General features: G+C 59.6%; 12 protein-coding genes, 1 pseudogene and 1 riboswitch. Of the genes and pseudogenes, 3 read left to right on the plus strand and 10 right to left on the minus strand.

The features are described from left to right. Nucleotides 1-1,031: 1,031 nt before the first annotated feature. The 4 genes and pseudogenes from AC6I6H_RS17030 to AC6I6H_RS17045 all read right to left on the minus strand — a co-directional run. Nucleotides 1,032-2,183, minus strand: coding sequence for a metallophosphoesterase (locus AC6I6H_RS17030; protein ID WP_497955181.1), 1,152 nt, complete (start codon nucleotides 2,181-2,183; stop codon nucleotides 1,032-1,034). Nucleotides 2,184-2,414: 231 nt separating this feature from the next. Then, complete coding sequence (locus tag AC6I6H_RS17035; RefSeq protein ID WP_497955182.1) at nucleotides 2,415-5,387, minus strand: glycoside hydrolase family 9 protein; 2,973 nt, start codon at nucleotides 5,385-5,387, stop codon at nucleotides 2,415-2,417. A 113-nt stretch (nucleotides 5,388-5,500) separates the two neighbouring features. Continuing rightward, a complete protein-coding gene (locus AC6I6H_RS17040) occupies nucleotides 5,501-6,508 on the minus strand; it encodes a cellulose binding domain-containing protein (protein WP_497955219.1) in 1,008 nt (335 codons plus the stop codon). Further along, nucleotides 6,494-7,639 (minus strand): annotated as a pseudogene (locus AC6I6H_RS17045) (glycoside hydrolase 5 family protein); the annotation flags it as partial. The pseudogene AC6I6H_RS17045 and the gene AC6I6H_RS17040, both read right to left, overlap by 15 nt. Nucleotides 7,640-8,135: 496 nt before the next feature. Here AC6I6H_RS17045 and AC6I6H_RS17050 point away from each other — a divergent pair. After that, nucleotides 8,136-9,191, plus strand: a complete 1,056-nt coding sequence (locus tag AC6I6H_RS17050) for a LacI family DNA-binding transcriptional regulator (protein WP_497955183.1) — start codon at nucleotides 8,136-8,138, stop codon at nucleotides 9,189-9,191. A 121-nt stretch (nucleotides 9,192-9,312) separates the two neighbouring features. Further along, entirely contained in the window at nucleotides 9,313-11,748 is a 2,436-nt protein-coding gene (locus AC6I6H_RS17055) for a glycoside hydrolase family 94 protein (RefSeq protein ID WP_497955185.1), read from the plus strand. 289 nt (nucleotides 11,749-12,037) lie between these two features. Here AC6I6H_RS17055 and AC6I6H_RS17060 read toward each other — a convergent pair whose 3' ends face one another. The 6 genes from AC6I6H_RS17060 to AC6I6H_RS17085 form a co-directional block, all read right to left on the minus strand. Beyond that, entirely contained in the window at nucleotides 12,038-12,496 is a 459-nt protein-coding gene (locus AC6I6H_RS17060; RefSeq protein WP_497955186.1) for a chemotaxis protein CheX, read from the minus strand. 74 nt (nucleotides 12,497-12,570) lie between these two features. Beyond that, nucleotides 12,571-12,659, minus strand: a riboswitch (cyclic di-GMP riboswitch). 125 nt (nucleotides 12,660-12,784) lie between these two features. Continuing rightward, complete coding sequence (locus AC6I6H_RS17065) at nucleotides 12,785-13,642, minus strand: inositol monophosphatase family protein (protein WP_497955187.1); 858 nt, start codon at nucleotides 13,640-13,642, stop codon at nucleotides 12,785-12,787. 177 nt (nucleotides 13,643-13,819) lie between these two features. After that, entirely contained in the window at nucleotides 13,820-14,791 is a 972-nt protein-coding gene (gene uvsE, locus AC6I6H_RS17070; RefSeq protein ID WP_497955188.1) for a UV DNA damage repair endonuclease UvsE, read from the minus strand. Between the two features lie 169 nt (nucleotides 14,792-14,960). Further along, nucleotides 14,961-15,293 carry a hypothetical protein gene (locus AC6I6H_RS17075; RefSeq protein ID WP_497955189.1) on the minus strand — a complete coding sequence of 111 codons (333 nt, stop codon included), beginning with the start codon at nucleotides 15,291-15,293 and terminating at the stop codon, nucleotides 14,961-14,963. 5 nt (nucleotides 15,294-15,298) lie between these two features. After that, nucleotides 15,299-16,456 carry a D-alanine--D-alanine ligase gene (locus tag AC6I6H_RS17080; RefSeq protein WP_497955190.1) on the minus strand — a complete coding sequence of 386 codons (1,158 nt, stop codon included), beginning with the start codon at nucleotides 16,454-16,456 and terminating at the stop codon, nucleotides 15,299-15,301. Nucleotides 16,457-16,596: 140 nt separating this feature from the next. Then, nucleotides 16,597-17,790, minus strand: coding sequence for an amidase domain-containing protein (locus AC6I6H_RS17085; protein WP_497955191.1), 1,194 nt, complete (start codon nucleotides 17,788-17,790; stop codon nucleotides 16,597-16,599). A 1,461-nt stretch (nucleotides 17,791-19,251) separates the two neighbouring features. Here AC6I6H_RS17085 and acnA point away from each other — a divergent pair. Next, nucleotides 19,252-21,984, plus strand: coding sequence for an aconitate hydratase AcnA (gene acnA, locus AC6I6H_RS17090; protein ID WP_497955192.1), 2,733 nt, complete (start codon nucleotides 19,252-19,254; stop codon nucleotides 21,982-21,984). Nucleotides 21,985-22,072: the final 88 nt, after the last annotated feature.

Consider the following 22,072-nt stretch of genomic DNA (forward strand, 5'->3'; position numbering starts at 1 on the left):
GCGCTTTTCCGGGCGCTTTTCCGGGCGCTTTTCCGGGCGCTTTTCGGGCGCTTTTCCGGGCGCTCCTTAAAACCTTTTCGCACGCTGCTTGAAACCATGAAAAAACGCCCCTTCTCCTTGGCTTAAAGCCAAGAAAAAGAGGCGCGTTTATAACGCATCGTTAATTTTGCATGAACAGGAAGCATGGTCTTGACGATGAACGTGCCGGCCCCTTCCACCTGCGACTGGAAGATTTCAAATGCCTGAAGGAGACATTGGGAAGATAAAGAGCTCCCGCCGCCAAAAGACTTGGGAAGCCCGACAGGACGTTCGATCGGGCAGAGGTATTAAAGAAGTCAGGCAACCCCTAGATTCTTGACGTACCGCAAGTCCGATCAGCATACCGCATACCGCATCATCTCGAATGTGCAGCGAGTTTTATAAAATACTGAGTCGGGAGGCCCGAGCCTAGTGCCAAAAAATTACTAAAAGGAGGAAGCACGAAAAAATCCGGTTGCTGAGCCGATACAAAAAGAAAGCTCCCCCAACCTGCAAACCAACGGTAAACTGCACGCCTCGGAGTTCTAACGGTTGCCACAGAGCTTATTCACGCCAAAACCGTTAGATTTTTTCGCTAACGGTTGCCACAGGGCTTATTTCGAAAAAATCGGGCCTAAACAAGTAAAAAAGCCAAAATAAGCGCTGTGGCAACCGTTACAATTCTAAACTCCTCTTTTCGGGCCAAATAGCCGCTGTGGCAACCGTTAGCCCGCCACGCATGGCGTGAACGTTACAGATACGGTAAATTGTAGCCCGCCCCGCCACGGCGTGGACATTACAGATACGAAAAATTGTAGCCCGCCCGCTGCCTTATCCGTGTAGCCGTCATGCCCAGGCACGGATACAACAGATACGAAAAATTGTAGCTCGCTTTATTATCGGTGTAGCGGCAACATGAAGACAAATCCGAAGCCATAGCGAACTTGGCCGGTTCTATTATTTCCGCCGAAGGGCCTTCCTAATTTCAGCCGCCCCCTCCGGTACAGCAGCTTTTAGATCGTCGCCGACGGCCGAAACCGGACGTTCAGCTGAATGATCTCCGAGCGGCTGGCGAGCCGGATCGGCGGGCCCCAAGTGCCGTAGCCGGACGATACGACGACGTGCAGCTTTCCTTTCTGCAGGTATCCCCAGTCCAGCTCGAACAAGCGGCCGGTTATCCAGTGATTGGGCGCGAATTGCCCGCGATGGGTATGGCCGCACAGCAGCACATCCGCGCCTGCTTCCGCGGCCAGGCCGAAAGCGTACGGCTGATGGTCCATCAGCACAATCGGCCGGCTTTTGTCGAGCGGAGCCAGCAGCTCCTGAACGGGAAGCCGGCCCCCGGGCTCGGCGCTTTCGGCCGTTTTGTCCTTCCGCCCGGCGATCTGAATCATTCCTCCGGCAACCGCCGTCTCGTCCCGCAGCACCTTGATGCCGATGCGCTCCATCTGCCGGACATATTCCTCGATGTGCCCCCCGTAATATTCGTGGTTGCCCAGCACCGCATAAACGCCGAGCTCCGCCCGAAGGTTCTGCATGACGTCGGACATGCGGTTGCGTAAAAAAGGTTCGATATCGTCGTCGATCACATCACCGGGCAGCAGAACCAGATCCGGGGAAAGTGCGGTGATGCGCTCGATCATTTTGCCAAGGTGGCGCTTGCCCACGATATTGCCGAGATGAATGTCGGAGGCCATAGCGATGCGGAGCTCTTTCCGCTCCCCGGCGTCCTTTTCAATGTCGAGCTCGTAGGTGCGGACAACGGGCGACCAGGCGTTAAACGAACCCCAGACAAGAACCGCCGCCAAAAGACCGAGCACGCACCAGCCGACAACGCCGACGGACACGCTCTCCGCCGCTCCCGCGCTCCGCAGTCCCCAGGAAATCAGGTTCGCCAGGGGCAGGAGCAGGATGGCATACTCCAGCACGGCAAAATAATACGACCCGATCACCTTCAGAAAACGGGTAACCCGTCCTTGCAGAACAGGCGAACGTCCGATCAGATACGAAAGGGCAAGAACGGCGAGGACCGACCAGTACACAGCCGGATAGACCGCCACGCCGAGATAGTCCAGAAAAACAAGGCCGTTCCATCCGATATAGCCGTTCAATCCACCATAGACCAGCAGAAAAAGAAAGACCAGAGCGATTGTTCTTACCTTCAAGCAGGAAGACCCCTTTGCGGCTGTTTTCGCTCATTATAGCACAAACCGCGGCACGTCCACCTTTCCCGTGCCCCTCCCCGCACAGACGCATAACGGCCCGCTGCCTTCACGAACTTCGAAAGCAAACGGCCCGCTGCCTCCACGAACCCCAACGCAAAACGGTCCGCCTGCTTCCCTAAACCCCGGAAGCAGACGGACCGTTTGCTGCGGCGACCAAGCGCCGATGAAAGCTTACTGCGGCTCTACGCCGAACACCAGCGTTCCGGCCTGGTAAACCGTCACATGATCCCAGGCGGCATACGCGGTTTTGGTCGGATCGAACGAATAGTCGTTCGCTTCGTTAAAGCTCGACCAGTCCGCCTTTGCCAGCCGGAGCTGGATGTCGCCGGTTTGCGCTCCCGGCGCCAGCGTTCCCGAAGCGAAGCCGACTTCCAGGTACGTGTCGGCTTTTCCGGCTGTCACGCTGCCGAAAGCAGTCGTCACGACGCTGCTGCCGATGGCCGCCCAGTCCAGGAAAGCGTTGACGGACTGGCTGCCGTCCTTGGTAAAGTAATAGCGGATTTTCACCTTGGTCAGATCGACCGGCGCGGTACCGGTATTTTTCAAGTTGAGCTGCGGTTTGATCTGATTGTCCGTCGCATTGATGTCTCCCGCCTTATATTCCAGAACGAGGCTGCCGCCCGCCGGGGGAGCCTGCGGCGTCAGGGTCACGCCATTCGAAGAGGTCGCGCCCGCTTCGTTAACAGCCGTAATGCGGTAGGAGTAGGCGGTTCCATTCGCCACGGCGACGTCATTGTAGGTTCGTCCCGTCAAGCCGCTGGCCAGAACCGCGAAGGCTCCGCCCTCCGCAGCGCGTTCAACCGTATAGCTTGCAGCGCCCGAGGAAGCGGTCCAGGACAGTGCGACCGAAGCATTCCCAGCCGAGCCGCTAAGCGTAAAGGGGCCCGGAACGGTGGAGACCGCCTCCGGCAAAGCGCTTGCCTGCGGCGAGTCGGGCGATTCGCCGGCGCTGTTCACGGCGCTGACGACATAGTAGTACCTCGTGCCGTTGGTCAATCCGGTGTCCGTATAAGCGGTCCCGTTCGTCACGGTGGCGATGGCCGTGTAAGGGCCGCCGCTTGTCAGCGCGCGTTTGACCTTATAGGAAGCAGCGCCTGCCGACGCCGTCCAGGACAGCGAAGCCGTGCCGCTTCCGGCTGTCGCGGCAAGCGCGGCCGGAGCGGCCGGAACCGTCGGTTCGCCGCCGCCCGCAGGCTCCTGGCCGGCCAGCAGAATGCCATTTTCGTATACGGGAATCTTGGCGTTTTTCGTCTGGCTCGCCCCCGCCCCCGGATAGGACCAGTCGTTTGCCGGGTTCCAGGGCGCTCCGTAAGGCGCATTCAGCGAGAAGTTGGCCTGCTTCCGGTATTTGTTGATGTCCCCCGGATAAATGCTCGTTCCGGTGAAATCGACCGTGACGTAGTACACCGTTCCTTTCCAAAGCTGAAGACCCGAAACCTTGCCGCCGGCCGCGTTGTCCATTTTGACCGTGACGTCACTGGCGGAATAGCCCGCTTCGAGCAGCTCGCCGAGATCCACGAAGTAGCGGAACGACAGGCCGCTGCTGGCGCGAGGCGGATACGAGGACCGGTTGTTGAGGTAAGCCGTGACCGCCGTCATGTTCGGCGTGTAGGAAGCGGCGGACGCCTCCACGAAGAACTGGTCGCCGATAGCCCCCGTCTCGCCCGGAATGGAAGCGAGCGGCGTGCCGCCGTAGAGCTGGATCATTTTCGCCAGAGAGCCGCTGAAGCCGGAATTGTAGTCCGTCGCCACCTCATTGTTGAAGTAGTTGCTGCGGTCGTCGGTGTAGCTGTCGTCGGAGCCGGGTCCGCCCACAAGCGCCCCGTACAGGATGTGCCGGTTGTCGGCAGGGTCCTGGATGCTTCCGATGACCGAGCCGTGCGCGTTGCGGTGATGGGGATTGATCGGCGGGTTGCTGCCGAAGCCCACCACGTAGCTTCGCTTCGCAGGGTTGTCGCCCAGGGCGTAATTGATCTGCCGGATGGCGAAATCCTGATAGGTTTTTGCCTTGGCCGGATTGGAGGCGGCCAGCCAGTCCGAATAAACAAACGCCAGGAAGGAAGCGTTTGCCGCGTACCGGAGAGAGCCCCATTGGTCAAGCCAGGCCAGACCGCCCGGCGTATACTTGATGCGCTCGCCCGTTTCGGCGATGCCCGTGGTCCAGTAATCGAGGCTGCGCTCGGTGTTTTGCTTGTACACCTCTTTGCCGGTCAGCTTGGCGAGCAGCACCTGGGCGGCATAGTGCTTGTCGTCCCAGGCAAGGCCCCATTTGTATTCCCAATACGGGCTGTTGCCGTAGTTTTCCTTCGCCCAGTTCTTCGTCATGTCCTCCGCATACGTCAAATAGGAAGCCTGTCCGGTTGCCTTGTAAAGCCAGGCGCCCGCCCAAGCCAGCTCGTCGTAGTAACCGCTGAAGGATGTGTAATACCCTTGCGCCGCTTTAACCGAGTCGGAATATTTCCCCCGGTAGGTGTCGGCAAAGGTGAACAGCTGCTTCGCATGGGTCAGCAAAACGGCGGAATAGGCCGGATCGCTCTCCTGGAACAAAATCGAGGAAGCCGCCAGCGCCGCCGCCGTTTCGCCCGCCAGGTCGGAGCCGGGGTGAGCGGCGTCCAGCTTGAAGGACGGGCGCGCCATCGTCATCGTTTCGGCCGGTCCCCAATACGCATGGTCCGCCCCTCCGTCGCCGACCTGCGCGTACAGCACATTCGGCTCGGGATGGCTTTTGATCAGGTAGTCGGTCACCCATTTGATATTGCCCAGCAGCTCGTCAAATTGCCCGGTGGACTTGTAGGCGTTACCGTATTCAATGCCGCCCCAGGCCAGAAGCGTGGTGCTGGCGGCCATGGGGAAGTTGAATTTGACGTGGTCTCCCGCGTCGAACCAGCCGCCCGTCAGATCGAGCCCGGCATCGGCGCCGTCCTGAAGCGCCGCGTCCCCCCGCCAGCTCACCCGGTTGCCGGCCGGCAATTCCCCGGCGCGCTGCGCTTCGTAGAAATACATCGATTTTTGCAGCGCCTCGGCATAATTATAGGCGGGCGCCGCCTGGGCCTGGGGCGCGCCGTAGGCGGACGAAACGCCCGTCAGCGCAAGCCCCGCCGCCAAAGCCGCCGTGGCGGTCTTGCTTTTCCAGTTTCTCCTCATGATCGTCATCCCTCCAAATTGGTTAAGGAGAGGCCGTTTTGAGCTTTCGCTCCAACAGCCTCCCTCGTGCGAATCGTTTCCTTTCCGGCCGTTACTTCCGAACGAGCGGCCCGTCAGGGCGCGATTCCGGAGACCAGAAGGCCGTTTTGATACAAGGTGACACGATTCCATTCGGCGTAAGCCGTTTTGGTCGGATCGAACGAATAGTCGTTCGCTTCGTTAAAGTTCGTCCAGTCGGCTTTTGCCAGACGCACCTGGATATCCCCGGTTTGCGTCCCCGGTGCGAGCGTGCCCGCGGCAAAGCCGAGCTCCAGATACGTGTCTGCGTTCGTGCCCGACGCGCTTCCGGTCAGCGCCGTTACGTTTGCGTTGCCGACAGCCGCCCAGTCAATGAAGGCGTTGACTCCGGCGCTGCCGTCCTTCGTGAAGTAATACCGGATTTTCAGCGTGGACAGGTCGACCGGAGCCGTGCCCGTGTTGCGGATATTGAAATGCGGCTTGATCTGGTTATCCGCCGCGGTGGTATCCGCCGCGCGGTACTCCAGCTTCAGGGAGCTCACCGTGCCCGGCGTAACGGAAACGGCGTTCGATGCCGTCGAGCCCGCGGCGTTGACGGCAAGCACCCGGTAGGAGTAGGCCGTGCCGTTCGCCGCCGTGGCGTCCGTGTAGGCAAGAGCCGTCAACCCGCTGGCCACCGCGGTGTAAGCTCCGCCTGCCGCCGAGCGCTGCACGGTGTAGCTCGCCGCACCCGCCGAAGCCGTCCAGGAGAGCGAAACCTTGGCGTTTCCGGGCGACGCCGACAGCGTGAGACCGCCCGGCACGGACAGCTGCGGAAGCACGCCGACCGGGGCGGAATCGGGAGATTCACCGGCGCTGTTGAAGGCGCTGACGACGTAATAATACGTCGTGCCGTTGGTCAGGCCGGTATCCGTATAAGTCCGGCCGTTCGTCACCGTGGCGACCGTCGTGAACGGGCCGCCGCTCACTGCCGCCCGCTTCACCTTGTAGCCCGCTGCGCCGGCCGACGCGTTCCAGGAAAGCGCCGCCGTGCCGCTGCCTGCGGATGCCACGACCCCCGCAGGAGCGGCGGGAACCGCCGGAGGGCCCGATTTGGCGTTCATCGCCTGGGCGTGGGCGATAATGACATCGGCCGCCGCGCTCGGATAGACGATGCGGAAGCCGTCATAATCCGGGTACAGGCTGCCGTCGTCCTGAATCCCGGTCAGAATCCAGAACTGGCTGCCCGCGCCGCCTTCCTCCTCAATGGTACGGAGCCAGGTTTGGTAGACCTGGTTGCGGGTGCCGCTTTCGCGGAAGCCGTATTCTTCCAGCACGACCGGCTTGCCGAGCGTTTTGCCGTCGCGGATGTGGTCCTTGATCCACTGGGTTCCCCAGTCCGCTGTCCGGTTCCAATGGTCCGGGTACAGATGGAAGGTCCCGTAGTCGATGTTCGGAAGAGCCGTCAGCCTCATCCAGTCGACGCCTTCGCCTCCGCTGTAGTTCCAGTCGGAATGGCCCGGAATGTTGTAGAATCCTTCGTCCCCGACCGCCACCAGGTGGTTGGAGTCGATCGATTTGATGAAGGTGCTCATTTCATCCGCCCAGGCGACCAGCGTGTTGCCCGTTTTGTCGGATTGGCTGCGCGGCTCGTTGGCCAGCTCCCAGGTCATGATGGCCGGATCGTCCTTGTATCTGACCCCGGTATAGGTGTTCACCCGGTTCAGCAAATGGCTCACGTAGTTTTTGTAAGCCTGCTTGATAGACGGATTGGTGTAAAACGCGTCGTGCGATCCGGCCGAGAACCACTTGACGTACTGGTTCATTCCGCCGAAGTCGTCCCAGTTGTTCACGAGCGGCAGAACAAGCTTCACGCCGGTCTCGCCGGCCTTGTAAATGGCGTAATCCAGCTTTTTGAGGCCGCTCTCGTCGTAAACGCCGGGAGACGGCTGAATGACGCTGCCGTCGGCGGACGCTCCGTCCAGAAAGCCCCAAATGCGGATGACCTTCAAATCCATGGCGGCCATGTCCGCAAACACATCGTCCACCATCTTTTGCGACTTGTAATGAAAGTAATAGTTGTTCGTGCCGGCGAAGTAAAAATCTTTGCCGTTCAGCACAAAGCGGGTGCCGTCGGTATCCACAAAAGGCGACGCGGCGGCTTTGGCCGGCGCGGGCCGTCCGAGCGAGAACGAAACCAAAACGAGCGCGAACGCAAGGGCAAGCACCGCGGCTTGCCGGAGCAACCGTTTCATTGTTCACTCCTCCATTTTCGGGGTAAAGTAACCGCTTGCAAAACGTTCCTGTCTCACGCCCGCGGACGCTTGTCCGCTTCAATAGGCAACGTTACCGCCCCACCTCCTCTGCCGATTGCCGCCGGTTTCGGTTGTTTCTCCTTCCGGCTCCTGCCGGAGCGCCGCAAAAGCCGACCTCCTTCTCTACCTTTTTCGAGCAAGGCTCCTCTCTTTTTCTCTTCCGAATGAAAGAAATTCTTGTATTTTTATCCATTTTACCGCTAGTTTTCATGGCTCTCTATAGCCAATCCCGACTTCTTTTTTGTCGATCGAGTGAACAAAAGGGTGCGCACGCCTTACCGGAAAAAGTCGGCTGGCTCCCTTTCCGCTTTCTTTTCGTGCCGCCTTTGAGCAGACATCTGCCGGAGGCGGGCTTCCATCAGAAAAAGATTGTTTTTTTTGGAAGTCTGCACTAAAATGATTGTGAACGCGCGTTTATCAAAACGGGGAGGGTGCCATGCGCAGCGAAGATATTGCCAAACTCGCGGGCGTTTCCCGAAGCACGGTTTCCCGGGTGATCAATAATTACCGGAACGTGCCGGAAGAGACGCGCCGCAAGGTAATGAAGGTCATCGAAGAATATCATTACGAACCGAACACCTCCGCCCGCGTGCTTGCGGGCAAGGGCAGCGAAACCATCGGGCTGTTCGTGGTGAGCACGGCGGAGAAAGCGCCCGCCAACCGCATTTACCAAAACGATTATTTCGCTCCGTTCGTCGATGCGCTCGTGGATACGGTGAACGCCATGGGCTACTACGTCCTGATCCACACCGTCTACTCGACCGGAGACTATCAGAAGATCCGCCAGGCGTTTCTGCAAAAGCGGATTGACGGCGGGGTCATTGTCGGAACCCAGAAGAACATCGAGGAAATCCGCAGCATCGTGCAGCTTGGAAACCCGCTCGTGCTGACAGACTTCGATCCGGCCGAGCTTACGCAGCACCGGCTGGACAGCAACACCGTGTCGGTCGTCAATTCGAAGGACTACGCCGGCAGCGTCGAGGCCGTCCGCTATCTGATCGGACTCGGCCACCGCCGCATCGGCTTCATCAGCGGGCGGCTCAGCACGTATTCCGGCCGCGAGCGTTACCTGGCCTACCGCTCCACGCTGGAAGAGCACGGACTTCCGGCGGAGGAACGGCATATTGTCGAAGGCGATTTCCTGCGCCAGACCGCTTTCCGCGAAACGCTGCGGCTGTTGGACGAAGGACCGCCGCCGACCGCTTTTTTTGCCGCCAACGACGAAATGGCGATCGGCGCCATCGAAGCGCTGCGGGAGCGCGGGCTGCGCGTCCCGGAAGATGTTTCGGTCGTCGGCTTCGACGATTCCGCGATCGCTTCCCGGCTGACCCCGGCCCTCACGTCCGTGCGTCTGCCAATATACGAAATGTCGCGCGCTGCCGCCGAAACGGTCATTGCGATGTGCAGCAAAGAAAACGCTTCCTTCAGCTACTCCAGCTTCCCCACCAGCCTGGTGGTGCGGGATTCCTGCTGTCCGCCGGCCGCCCGATAGCTTGCCGGCCGGGCGCTCCGCCGAAGATGCCCCCGCAAGGGGTTCATCCCGCGCGCGTCGTGAACGCGCGTTTATAAACGCTCCACCCCCCAGCTTTCTATCATGAGAGGAGTTGTGTTTGTTGAAATTCGGATTTTTTGACGACGCACGGAAGGAATACGTCATCAACACGCCGCAAACCCCGCATCCTTGGATCAACTATTTGGGGAATGAAAACTTCTTCGGGCTCATTTCCAACACCGCCGGCGGCTACAGCTTTTACCGCGACGCCCGCCTGCGCCGTCTGACGCGCTACCGCTACAACAACATCCCGCTGGACAACGGCGGCCGCTACTATTACCTGCATGACCAAGGGGACTTCTGGACGCCGGGCTGGATGCCGGTCAAGAAGGAGCTCAGCTTCTATGAATGCCGCCACGGTCTCGGCTATACCTCGATCACCGGCGAACGCAACGGAATCCGAGTCAACCAGCTCGCTTTCGTGCCGCTCGGCTACAACGGCGAAGTCCACAAGCTGACCGTCAGCAATACATCGAATGCGGACAAGAAGGTTACCCTTTTCTCGTTTGCCGAGTTCTGCCTCTGGAACGCTTACGACGACATGACCAACTTCCAGCGCAACCTGAGCACCGGCGAGGTGGAAGTGAAGGATTCGGTCATCTACCACAAAACCGAGTACCGCGAGCGCCGCGACCATTTTGCGTTCTATTCCGTAAACGCGCCGGTAACCGGCTTTGACACCGACCGCGACACGTTCCTCGGCGCTTACAACGGCCTGGATAACCCGCAAGCGGTGGCCGCCGGCAAATCGTCCAATTCCGTCGCCAGCGGCTGGTATCCGGTCGGCTCGCACAGCCTGGACATCTCCCTCGCGCCCGGCGAAGAGAAAACCTTCATCTTCATTCTCGGCTATGTTGAAAACCCGCAGGAAGAGAAATGGGAATCCCTCGGCGTCATCAACAAGACCCGCGCGGAAGCCATGATCGCCCGGTTCGCGAAGGACGAAGACGTGGACGCCGCCCTGGCCGAGCTCGCTTCCTACTGGAACAACCTGCTCTCGAAATACATGATCCAAAGCGGCGACGAAAAGCTGAACCGGATGGTCAACATCTGGAATCCGTATCAATGCATGGTTACGTTCAACATGTCCCGCTCCGCCTCCTATTTCGAATCCGGCATCGGCCGCGGCATGGGCTTCCGCGATTCCAACCAGGACCTGCTCGGCTTCGTTCACCAGATTCCGGAACGGGCCCGCGAGCGGATTCTCGATATCGCCGCCACCCAATTCGAGGACGGCAGCGCGTATCACCAATACCAGCCGCTCACGAAACGCGGCAACACCGAAGTCGGCATCGGCTTTAACGATGACCCGTTGTGGCTGATCAGCGGAACCGCCGCTTACGTGAAGGAAACCGGCGACTTCAGCATCCTGGACGAGCAAGTTCCGTTCGACAACGACCCGGACAACACCGCTACCCTGTTCGAGCACCTGAAGCGCTCCTTCTACCACGTGCCGAACAACCTCGGGCCGCACGGGCTGCCGCTGATCGGCCGCGCCGACTGGAACGACTGCCTGAACCTGAACTGCTTCTCCAACACGCCGGGCGAATCGTTCCAGACGACGGAGAACATTGAAGGCAAAGTGGCGGAATCCGTGTTCATCGCCGGCCTGTTCGTGTTCGTAGGCCCCGACTATATCGAGCTCTGCCGCCGCCGCGGCCTGGATAAGGACGCCGCCGAAGCGGAAGCCCTCATCAACGGCATGAAAGAAACGACCATGAAGCACGGCTTCGACGGAGACTGGTTCCTCCGCGCCTACGACCACTTCGGCGACAAGATCGGTTCGAAGGAATGCGAAGAAGGTCAAATCTTCATTGAGCCGCAAGGCATGTGCGTCATGGCCGGCATCGGGGTGGAAACGGGCGACGCCGTAAAAGCCCTCGATTCCGTCGTCGAGAAGCTCGAAACCAAGCACGGCATCGTGCTGCAGCAGCCGCCTTATTCCAAGTACTACATCAACCTGGGCGAAATCTCTTCCTATCCCCCGGGCTACAAAGAAAACGCCGGGATTTTCTGCCACAACAACCCGTGGATCATGATCGCGGAAACGGTTGTCGGCCGCGGCGACCGCGCGTTCGAGGTGTACAGCAAGATTGCACCGGCATACCGCGAAGAGATCAGCGACCTGCACCGCATGGAGCCGTACGTCTACTCGCAAATGATCGCCGGACGCGACGCGGTTCGCCACGGCGAAGCCAAGAACTCCTGGCTGACCGGCACGGCCTCCTGGAACTTCGTCGCCATTACCCAGGCGATTCTCGGCATCAAGCCGGAGTTTGACGGGCTGATGGTAGACCCCTGCATTCCGCAGGCATGGGACGGTTACACGATTACCCGCGTCTTCCGCGGCGACACGTTTGAAATCAAAGTGTCGAACCCGAACCATGTCCAAAAAGGCGTGGCCAAGGTAACGGTAGACGGCAAGGAAATCGAAGGCAACATCCTGCCGGTTATCGGCGATGGCGGCACCCATCAGGTGGAAGTCGTCCTCGGCTAAGCCGATTCCGGAAACAGCAAAACCGGCATTCCGCCCTTATTGGGCAGGATGCCGGTTTTTTTGTTTTCCGTAGCGGCTGTGTACTTCCCTCGCACTCCTGCGATCCGCTCAGACAATGCGCCCCTGCATGCGGAACGCACTCTTTACGCCCCTGATGCAGGTTACGATTCCTTTTTACTCGGGGCGTAGCCATTCCTTTTCGCGAATGGCCCATTTGCTCCGGGCAAAAAAAATCCTCTCCGCCTGCGGGAGAGGGATGCCGGGTTACGGATTACGGGCTGCCGGGCGGTTAAACCGCGACCACGTAAATATCAAATTGCCCGTAGGATTGAAGATTCAGCGGAATCGCCATCGACTTCAGCTTGCCGTTGCCGGGCAAGTTGCCGGTTTCCATAAAAAACGGCGGCGTAATGTCGACGACAATGCCCTGGTTATACAAAAGGGTGCTTGCATTGCCGCTGATCATGTTGCCCAGCTCGGAGATGGCGCTGCGGCTGATTTCGTCAAACTCTGTCAGAGCGTAACCGCCCATCATGGCGGAGGCGATCTTCAGCGCAACCGGTTCGGGAAAGCCGAACAGGATGTCCCCGGTCATTCCGCCCACAATGCCGATTTTGAGCCAGACGTGATTGTCCTGCATCTCAATGAGTTTGATCTTCAATTCTCCCAGCGTCGGCTTCACCTGAATCAACGATTCGATAACCGTGCAGGAAGACATTAGAAACGGGTTGATGTACTCTGCCTGCATTTTCCTCGCCTCACTCCCAAAAAAATCTGCGAATCAAGCGATACCGGTCATCCCAACAAGTTCGCAACATGTTGTTCGGCAACCCGGCTGCCATGGGAGTTTCTGTTCCTTTAGGCCCGAGGCTTTGCGTCCCCGTCTTTCGGCGGGTTTGCCCTTATCGCTATCTGCTGTTAGGACCACAGTCCTTGTCGATATTACAAGTATAAGGTCCCAAGCAATAATTAGCAATAGCACAAGGCAGAGCCCGACACAATTTTACAAATCTTCAGCATTTGAGAGACTTCTTTCCTAGTAGCCGGTCGCATCGGCTTCCTGGAGAACCGAAATCAGTTCGTCGTGAATATGACCGTTTGTGGCAGCGACATGCCGGACGCCGAGATGATAGTCGGTGTTCCGGGTATCGCTGATCCGTCCGCCCGCCTCCTGCACCAGGAGAGCGCCGGCCGCCAGATCCCAGGCATTGAGGTTTACTTCCCAAAAAGCGCTCAGGCGTCCCGACGCGACATAGGCCAAATGAAGGGCGGCAGAGCCGCCGTTGCGGACATTGCGCACCTTTGGAACCATGGCCGTAAGTCCTCTCATGTTGGCTTCGGCCAGACTGCGGTCGGTCGGAAAGCCGGTGGCAACCAGGCTCGTGGCCAGGGTGCTCTCTTCCGCCACCCGGATCGGCCGCCCGCGAAGATAGGCGCCTTTCCCCTTTTCGGCTACAAACAGCTCATCCCGCGACGGGTCATAAACCACACCTACGATAACTTGTCCTTTATAGGCTAGGGCGATGGAAACCGAATAAAAGGGAAACGTATGCACAAAATTGGTCGTTCCATCGATCGGATCGACAATCCACAGGTATTCCGCGGAGCTTGCTTCCTCCAGCGCCTTGGCGGAGGCCAGGGGACCGGGCTCCACGCCTTCCTCCCCCAAAAACGAATGCGTCGGGAAATGCGTCAGGATCAAATTTTTGATCAGCTTTTCCGACCCTTTGTCAATCTCCGTCACCAGGTCGTGCTGCGAGGTCTTTACCTGAAGCGAGGTGAAGGCGCCCAGCTTGCTTTTGATCCATTCTCCCGCCTTCGCCGCCGTGTTGATGGCGACGGCCGTATAGCTTTTGCCGCTCGGGGAAAAATGCACGTTCGGTTGGTCTGCCAAAAGGATCACTCATTTCCGGTAGTTTTGCGTTTCATTTAGTATAAAAGAGTTCCCCGGGAAAAACCACGGAGCAGTAGCCAAAAATTATCGTTACTCCTGACAAACCCGCAAAACGGAAAAGGCATGGCCCCCGGCTATCCGGCTGCCATGCCGCGGCCCGTCCGCCGCCCGCCCGGCTTAAACCTCGACGGACGCGCCGTCCAGGCGCCGGACGCCCTCCATCTTTGTCAGCTCGTCCATAAGCCGAAACAAAGCTCCGTCCTTTTGCTTGGCTTCGATCATTACGTCCAGCCGGGGGGTGCCTTCCGCTACCCGGCGGAAAAACTCCAGCAGCGGACCGGGATCTACATAATCGGCATGCGCCCGCATATCGGACTCCGATTTCGGGCTCGAGGCGTGAATCTTGGGCGGGATCGCAGCCGCCCCGTCCCGTTCCCAGGTGCGCCGGATTCTCGGCCAGAGCTCTTCCGCCCGCTCGCCTCCCCCCGGGTTAACCAGGTGATGATGGATGTCGAGCACCATCGGGACGCCGACTTGCTCGGCGCATTCCAGCGTCTCCAGCGCCGTGTATGTTTTGTCGTCATTCTCCAGCGTAAGCCGGTTTCTGATCTCGTCCGGCAGGGCCGCAAAACGCTCGTGGAACCGGGCCAGGGCGGTCTCTTTGCTGCCGTAGGTGCCTCCGATATGGATGTTGCATTTGGACCGCTCGTCCAGCCCCATGGCCGCAAGCATGCCCGCCTGATGATGCAGGTCCTGCAACGATTTCCGCAGCACATCCTCTTTGGGAGTGGTCAGAACGGTGAAGTGATCGGGATGAAAGCTCGTCCGCATGCCGTGCAGCTTGACGTAATCCCCGACTTCCCGAAAGCTGTCCGCCAGCGCGGGCAGCGGATTCCAGCCTTCCGTCTCCGGATGTGTGACAAGAGGCACAAGACGGGACGAGAAGCGAAACACCCGGATGTCGTGGGCCCGGTTGTGCCGCAAAAGCCGCAGCGTGTTGTGCAGGTTTTCGGCGGCGATCCGTTCCAGCTTCCGCAGGGCGGCCGCCCGGTCCGGGATTTTGGCGAACTGGGTGGCGGTCATCGTTTTGGACGGCGAGGCGTTCGCCACCTCTACCGACATGGCGACATATCCGAAGCGTACAATCATGGGGAAGCCCTCCCGGGAATGCCGATTCTTTCCCGTTAGTCTGCCCCTTCTCCGCCCGGACAACACGCATTTTATGCAATAAGCGCTCTCTTCATCGCTGCCGGCCGGTGCGTCGAAGCGGTCCCGCCGCGCCGCATTTACGCGGATTGATGCGCTACCCGGAAAAGGCTCAGCTTCCGGCCCCTTCCTCCTGATCGCGGAAATACATCTCGTAGGCAAGCACGGTCTGCACCTCGGCCTCCTGCTCCGTCAGCAGCCGGACGAGCTCCATTTCCACCCCGGTCACTTCGTTTCCCTGAAAATCAATTTCGGCGATCGAAACGACGATCTTGACGATGGCGACCGCCCGGTTGTCCGGGGCATACGCGATGGCCTTCTGGCCGGTCGGGAAAATGCGGAAGCCGGTTTTGGTCATTTTGCAAACGCCGTATTCCAGCAGATCGTCCAGCTCCCGCTGCGATTTGAACTTGCAGATCGAATTGATCTCCGTGGCAAAGCCCATTCCAATCACCCGCCGATTTCAAATGTGAATTGCAGCTTTTGCTTCTCCGCGTGCCGGTCGAGAGCGAGCTGGATCAATTCATCCAGCAGCTTGCCGTACGGCTTGCCCGTTTCCTTCCAGAGCAGCGGGTACATGCTGAACGGGGTGAAGCCCGGCATGGTATTGATTTCGTTCAGGTAAATTTGCCCGTCCTTGCGGCCGAGGAAAAAATCGACCCGGGACAAGCCGCTTCCGTCAATGGCGCAGAAGGCCCGCACCGCAAGCTCGCGGATGCGTTCCGCCGTTTCCGGGTCCAGCTCCGCCGGAATGACCATCGTCGATTTGCCGTCCACATACTTCGCCTTGTAATCATAAAAATCGCTTGAGGACACAATTTCTCCCGGAACGGATGCCTGCGGGTCGTCGTTGCCGAGCACCGCCACCTCGATTTCACGGCCGTCCACGTTTTCCTCTACAATGATTTTGCGGTCGTATTTAAAAGCCAGCTTGACGGCTTCGAGAAGCTCTTCCCGGTTGGACGCCTTGGAAATGCCGACGCTGGAGCCGAGGTTGGCCGGTTTGACAAAGCAGGGATAGCCCAGGGCGATTTCAATTTCCATCAGAAAATAAACCTGATCCTTCTCCCATTGGCTGCGCGTAAAATGGCGGTACATGCACTGCGGCAGGCCCTCCTGGGCAAACAGCTTCTTCATGACGACTTTGTCCATGCCGGCCGCCGAAGCCAAAACGCCTGCTCCGACATAAGGGATATCGGCCATCTCCAGAAGCCCCTGAATCGTGCCGTCCTCGCCGAAGGTGCCGTGCAGGAGCGGGAAGACCACGTCCAGCTTGCGTTCGGCTTCTCCGGCACCGGCGAACAGCGACGCGACCGGGCCCGGCCGCAGCGTTTGCGGCGCCGTGTCTGAAGCGGCCTGCACCACGGCGGCGGTTTCGCCCGGAAGCGGAGCTTCCGGCCGGCCGAAGGTCAGCTCGGCGACGGTTTCCACAGGACCCTGGAGCGCAGCCCCCGCCTGCCAGCCCCCTCTGCGGTCAATGTAAAACGGATGAACTTCGTACCTCTCGTGGTCAAACGCTTTTATTACCGCCAGGGCCGTTTGCAGGGAAACGTCGTGCTCCCCGGAACGGCCTCCGTATACAAGACCAACCCGAACTTTATTCGTCATGAAAACCTCCCGATATGTATCGCGCGTTTTCCGGCGGCGCTGCCTGAACGCGTGCCGCGGAGCGTCTGGATATAATGAACATAAAGCTATGAAAACGAAGCCGGTCGAAGCCGTCCGCTGCATTCCGGCAAGGGGGACGGTTAATAAAAGCGGTCCGTCAAATGAAAAAAACGGTACTGTGTCCGAGGGGTCCAGGCGTGCGAGTCGCGGTAGTCCCAGTAGCGGCGTTTGCTGCTGACCGTATGCGCATTGACCAGAGGCATGCCCTTGGCGTCAAGCGCCGTGACGATCGTGCTGTGTCCGTACCGGCCGTCGCCGTCCCAGCAATAACAGATGACATCCCCTTCCGTCAGCCCGTCGGGGCCGTCCGCCGCTTCGGCGCGAAGACCGGTCCGGCTGGCCGTCAGATGCCGGCGAAGGCTGTCGGCCACGGCCCAGCTGTAGCTCCACAGCTCGCGCCGGCCGCTCATGCCCCGGTACCACCAGCCGGAGCCTCTGCTTCCAGTATAGTTCATCGGCGCTCCGCCTGCAAAGATGCACTGCGAGACATAATTGGAGCAATCCACTTCAAATGCAAGATAGGCGGGGTTGGCGCTTTCCCACCAGCGGTCCGCGTAAGCGACGGCGCTTTTCCGGTCGTAGACGGCCGCCCGGCCGGGCCATTCCGGGCGGGAGGTTTCGGTCGCGGCCGGCAGGACGGGCCACCCCGAGCCGGTGCTCCACGCTGCGGAGGGCTGGTCAGGCCACCCCGAGCCGGTGCTCCACGCTGCGGCCGGCAGGACGGGCCACCCCGAGCCGGTGCTCCCGGCTGCGGCCGGCCAAACGGCACCGGTCCCCGCCAAGGGGAGCAGCGAACCCGCCGGAGCGAAGGGCGGAAATCCGCGCGTGTCCGCCGCCCGCTCAGGCGCAGGCGGCCAAGGCAGCCCCGCGGCGCCGGTTTCGCGCGCCGGGAGCACGGCGGAAATCCGCCAGCCGCCGGAGCGCCGCGCAAGCAAAAGCGTCTCCCGCTCCGCCCGCTCCTCGAAATGCGGAATGCCATCGAGCCGGTATTCGTGCCGGGTGCGGAGCTCGACGGCTGCCAAAACCGCCTCTTCCGCGTATGGCGCGCGCTCCCGCGAGGCGGGCCGTTCCGCAAGCAGGCGAAGCCGGACTTCGCTGCCCAGAGGCGTCACTCCGCGCTCTTCCCGCTGGCGGCGCAGCCGGGTTAGGCGCGGAACCTGCAGGCGGTAATAGGTCTCGTCTTCAATGCACGCCGCAATCCGTTCCGGCTCGCAGTCCGCTTCCATCCGGCCCCAGGCGCGGGCGTATTCCCGCATAAGCGTTTTCCGGTCCATCGGCATCCCTCCCAATCCGCATTCCTGCTATCGCCCAGCCTGTCGAGCAGGCCGTTCCCCGTTCCGCTTTCGGATACCAATTGCATAAATGAAACCAGGCCGGCGGCCCGAATGCTATTTCGTTCCTTCCCGTTTTGTTTGTACGACTCCCACAAATGGCTGCTGCCACGTGTATTTACCGCCCGGACCGTCCTTTCGCTAAAACTTCCCGCTGCGTCTATCGCTTCTGAGCCGCCGTCTTTTTCTTCGCCCCTTTTTCACACCCCTTTTCACCCTTTATTTCACACTTTAATTTTCTCCGCCCCTTAATTTTTTTCTCTGTCCTAAAAAAGCAAGCCCCCAATTTCTCATGGTGGCAAGTGGTGCGGGAGAGCACTGAGGGCTAACGGTTGCCACAGAGCTTATTCACGCCAAAACTGACTCTTTTAAAAGCTAACGGTTGCCACAGAGCTTATTCGAGAAAAACCCGGGCAAAATCGGCAAAAAAACGAAAATAAGCGCTGTGGCAACCGTTACATTTTCAAACCTCCCTTTTTTGGGCAAATAGCCGCTGTGGCAACCGTTAGCTCCTGCACCACCATCCTGCCTGCCGTACACCATGATGACTAGGAGTTGGTTTTGCGTTATTTTCATACGAGGCCAATCAGGAAAAAGCAACTAACGGTAAGGCGGCCCCGCAAAGGGGCGAGCGTAGTCGGATCCCAACATCCTGCACCCAAAGAAACTCTCACGAATACCAACTATCCCTCGAGAAACGGGCTTTGAAGCCCCCTCTCCCCGAATGGATAGCGGCAACCCTAACATATACCAACTAAAATCCAACCTGTCGTCTCCTGAAACCCCAATCGATCGCGCCCTGAAGCTCCAGCCTATCGTCTCCGTGAAACTCCAATCAATCATGCCCTGAAGCTCCAGCCTATCTCTCCGTCAAACTCCAATGATCGCGCCCTGAAGCTATAGCCTGTCGTCTCCCGAAACCCCAATGATCGCGCCCTGAAAGCTCCAGCCTATCGTCTCCGTGAAACTCCAATCGATCGTACCCTGTAGCTCCAGCCTATCATTTGATGTTGCCGGATTAGGCGCGTTTCGCCATCAGCTGTGCTGCGCTTGAGTAAATAAGCCTTGACACCCGCTCCCCCGAACTATTGCATTTTATTACAAAACGGCCCGAAAAATGATGACCGCCGCGACCCCCCGCCTGCTAAAATGATCATGCCGCCGCAGCCCCTGCCTCCGGAATCCCGACAGCCGCCGCAGCCTTCTCCCTCCTGCCGCAGCGACTGCCCGCCTCCTAAAAAAGGAAGCCCGCCTAACCGTCAAAACAGGCTAAAAAAAGTTGCAATCCCCCTCCCAAACTCGGTATACTAAAGAAGATGATTATTTTGAAATCGTGTTTCACGGTATGAAACAAAGCGATCTCGTACGGAAATGACGACCAGAACGACAAGGAGGCTTGACCGAATGGCAAGAAAAGACCACTTCAACATCAAAGACACACTGAAGACCGGCGGCCGTGAGTACGTTTACTACAGCCTGCAAAAGCTGGAAGAACGGGGGCTCGGCAAAATCCATCGGCTCCCCTTCTCCATCAAAGTGCTGCTGGAGGCGGCGGTCCGGCAGTTCGACGGACGGGCGATTACCAACGAGCATGTCAAACAGATTGCAAGCTGGGCGGAAACCCCCGAGCTGAACAAGGAGATCCCGTTTATCCCGGCGCGGATCGTCCTGCAGGACTTCACCGGCGTGCCGGTCGTCGCCGACCTCGCAGCCATGCGCTCGAGCGTGCAGCGGATGGGCGGGGACCCGAAACGGATCAACCCGCTGGTTCCGGTGGACCTGGTTATCGACCACTCGGTAATGGTCGACCAGTTCGGCACCCCGGAGGCGCTGGCCTACAACGAAGCGATCGAATTCGAGCGGAATGAGGAGCGCTACCGGTTTCTCCGGTGGGCCCAGACCGCCTTCGACAACTTCCGCGCCGTCCCCCCGGACACCGGCATCGTCCACCAGGTTAACCTGGAGTACCTCGCTTCCGTCGCGGCCACGAAAACGGTTGGGGACGAGATCGAGGTTTTCCCGGATTCGCTGGTCGGCACCGACTCGCACACCACGATGATCAACGGCCTTGGCGTTGTCGGCTGGGGCGTCGGCGGCATTGAGGCCGAGGCCGGCATGCTGGGACAGCCGCTGTACTTCCTGACCCCGGAAGTGATCGGCTTCAAGCTGACCGGCTCGCTGGCGGAAGGCGCAACCGCAACCGACCTGGCGCTGACGATTACGGAAATTCTCCGCAAAAAAGGCGTCGTCGGCAAGTTCGTCGAATATTTCGGCCCCGGGCTCGACAGCCTCAGCCTTTCCGACCGGGCGACCGTCGCCAATATGTCACCGGAATACGGCGCGACCATCGGCTTTTTCCCGGTTGACGCCGAAACCCTGCGCTACCTGCGCAGCACCGGGCGCAGCGAAGAGCAGATCGAGCTGGTCGAAGCGTATTACAAGCAGCAGGGCATGTTCCGCGACGCGGAAACGAAAGACCCGGTTTACTCCGACACGATCGAGCTTGATCTTTCCACCGTCGTGCCGAGTCTGGCCGGGCCGAAACGCCCGCAGGATCGCGTAGAGCTGACCGCGATGAAGGAAGCGTTCGAATCGATCCTCCGCACACCGCTGGACAAAGGCGGCTACGGCCTGACCGAGGAGCAAATCGCCGCCGAAGCGGAGGTCGTCCATCCGCACGGCAAAACCAGCAAGCTGGCAACCGGTGCGGTGGTTATCGCCGCGATTACGAGCTGCACGAACACCTCGAACCCGAGCGTCATGCTGGGCGCGGGCCTGGTCGCCAAGAAAGCGGTGGAGCTTGGCCTGGTGAAGCCGGAATACGTCAAGAGCAGCCTGACCCCCGGCTCCCTGGTCGTTACGGAGTACCTCAAAAAGGCGGGGCTGCTGGAGCCGCTCGAAGCGCTCGGCTTCCATATCGCCGGTTACGGCTGTGCGACCTGCATCGGCAACAGCGGACCGCTTCCCGACGAAGTCTCCGCGGCGATTGCCGATAACGATCTGACGGTCGCCGCCGTGCTTTCCGGCAACCGCAACTTTGAAGGCCGCATCCATGCGCAGGTGAAAGCCAACTATCTGGCTTCCCCGCCGCTGGTCGTCGCCTATGCGCTGGCGGGAACGGTCAACATTGACCTTACCCGTGACCCGATCGGCTATGGACATGACAACCAGCCGGTTTATCTGAAGGACATCTGGCCGTCTTCCCGCGAAATCTCCGAGGCGATCCGCACGGCGGTCAGCCCGGCCATGTTCCACGACAAGTACAAGGATGTTTTCACGGCCAACAAACGCTGGAACGCGCTGGACGTTCCGCTTGGCGAGCTGTACGAGTGGGATGAAAAATCGACGTATATCCAGGAGCCGCCTTTCTTTGCCGGTCTTGAAGGCGAACCGGGCGACATCGCCGGCTTCGAGGGCATGAAGGTGCTGGCCCAGCTGTCCGACTCGGTCACGACCGACCATATCTCGCCGGCAGGCAACATCAAGGCGGACAGCCCCGCCGGGAAATACCTGCTGGAGCGCGGCGTCGAGCGCAAGGAATTCAACTCCTACGGCTCCCGCCGCGGCAACCACGAAGTGATGATGCGGGGCACCTTCGCCAACATCCGCATCCGCAACGCGGTTGCGCCGGGAACCGAAGGCGGCGTCACGACCTATCTCCCGACCGGAGAAGTCATGTCTATCTACGACGCCTCCATGAACTATCAGGAGCAGGGCGTTCCCCTTCTCGTCCTGGCCGGCAAGGAATACGGCACGGGAAGCTCCCGCGACTGGGCCGCCAAAGGCACTTATCTTCTCGGCGTGAAGGCCGTTATTGCGGAGAGCTACGAGCGAATTCACCGCTCCAATCTGGTCGGCATGGGCGTGCTGCCGCTTCAGTTCCCGGAAGGCTTCGGCTGGAGGACGCTCGGCATCACAGGCACGGAAACGTTTGAGATCGCCGGGCTCGACAACGCGGTACAGCCTGGGCAAAAGCTGCGCGTTACCGTAACCCGCGAGGACGGCTCCACCTTCGAATTCGAGGCGGTCGTCCGGCTCGACAGCATGGTGGAAGTGGATTACTACCGCAACGGCGGCATCCTCCAGACGGTGCTGCGGCAAATCATGCAGCAGAACAAGCCGGTGGAGCAGGCATAAAGCCGGTCCCGACTGCGGAATGCAAAGCATAACGCAAAGAAAGCCTTCGTCCGCGAATCAAGCGGACGAAGGCTTTTTTGTCGTTGCC

It is taken from the genome of Gorillibacterium sp. sgz306347 (genome assembly GCF_059735245.1).

Bases quoted from the DNA above. Each gene is read 5' to 3' on its own strand.
- AC6I6H_RS17085 (WP_497955191.1), bottom strand. From the start codon at position 17,790: ATGGACCGGAAAACGCTTATGCGGGAATACGCCCGCGCCTGGGGCCGG.
- AC6I6H_RS17080 (WP_497955190.1), bottom strand. From the start codon at position 16,456: ATGACGAATAAAGTTCGGGTTGGTCTTGTATACGGAGGCCGTTCCGGG.
- uvsE (WP_497955188.1), bottom strand. From the start codon at position 14,791: ATGATTGTACGCTTCGGATATGTCGCCATGTCGGTAGAGGTGGCGAAC.
- acnA (WP_497955192.1), top strand. From the start codon at position 19,252: ATGGCAAGAAAAGACCACTTCAACATCAAAGACACACTGAAGACCGGC.
- AC6I6H_RS17040 (WP_497955219.1), bottom strand. From the start codon at position 6,508: ATGAACGCCAAATCGGGCCCTCCGGCGGTTCCCGCCGCTCCTGCGGGG.
- AC6I6H_RS17075 (WP_497955189.1), bottom strand. From the start codon at position 15,293: ATGGGCTTTGCCACGGAGATCAATTCGATCTGCAAGTTCAAATCGCAG.
- AC6I6H_RS17035 (WP_497955182.1), bottom strand. From the start codon at position 5,387: ATGAGGAGAAACTGGAAAAGCAAGACCGCCACGGCGGCTTTGGCGGCG.
- AC6I6H_RS17050 (WP_497955183.1), top strand. From the start codon at position 8,136: ATGCGCAGCGAAGATATTGCCAAACTCGCGGGCGTTTCCCGAAGCACG.
- AC6I6H_RS17060 (WP_497955186.1), bottom strand. From the start codon at position 12,496: ATGCAGGCAGAGTACATCAACCCGTTTCTAATGTCTTCCTGCACGGTT.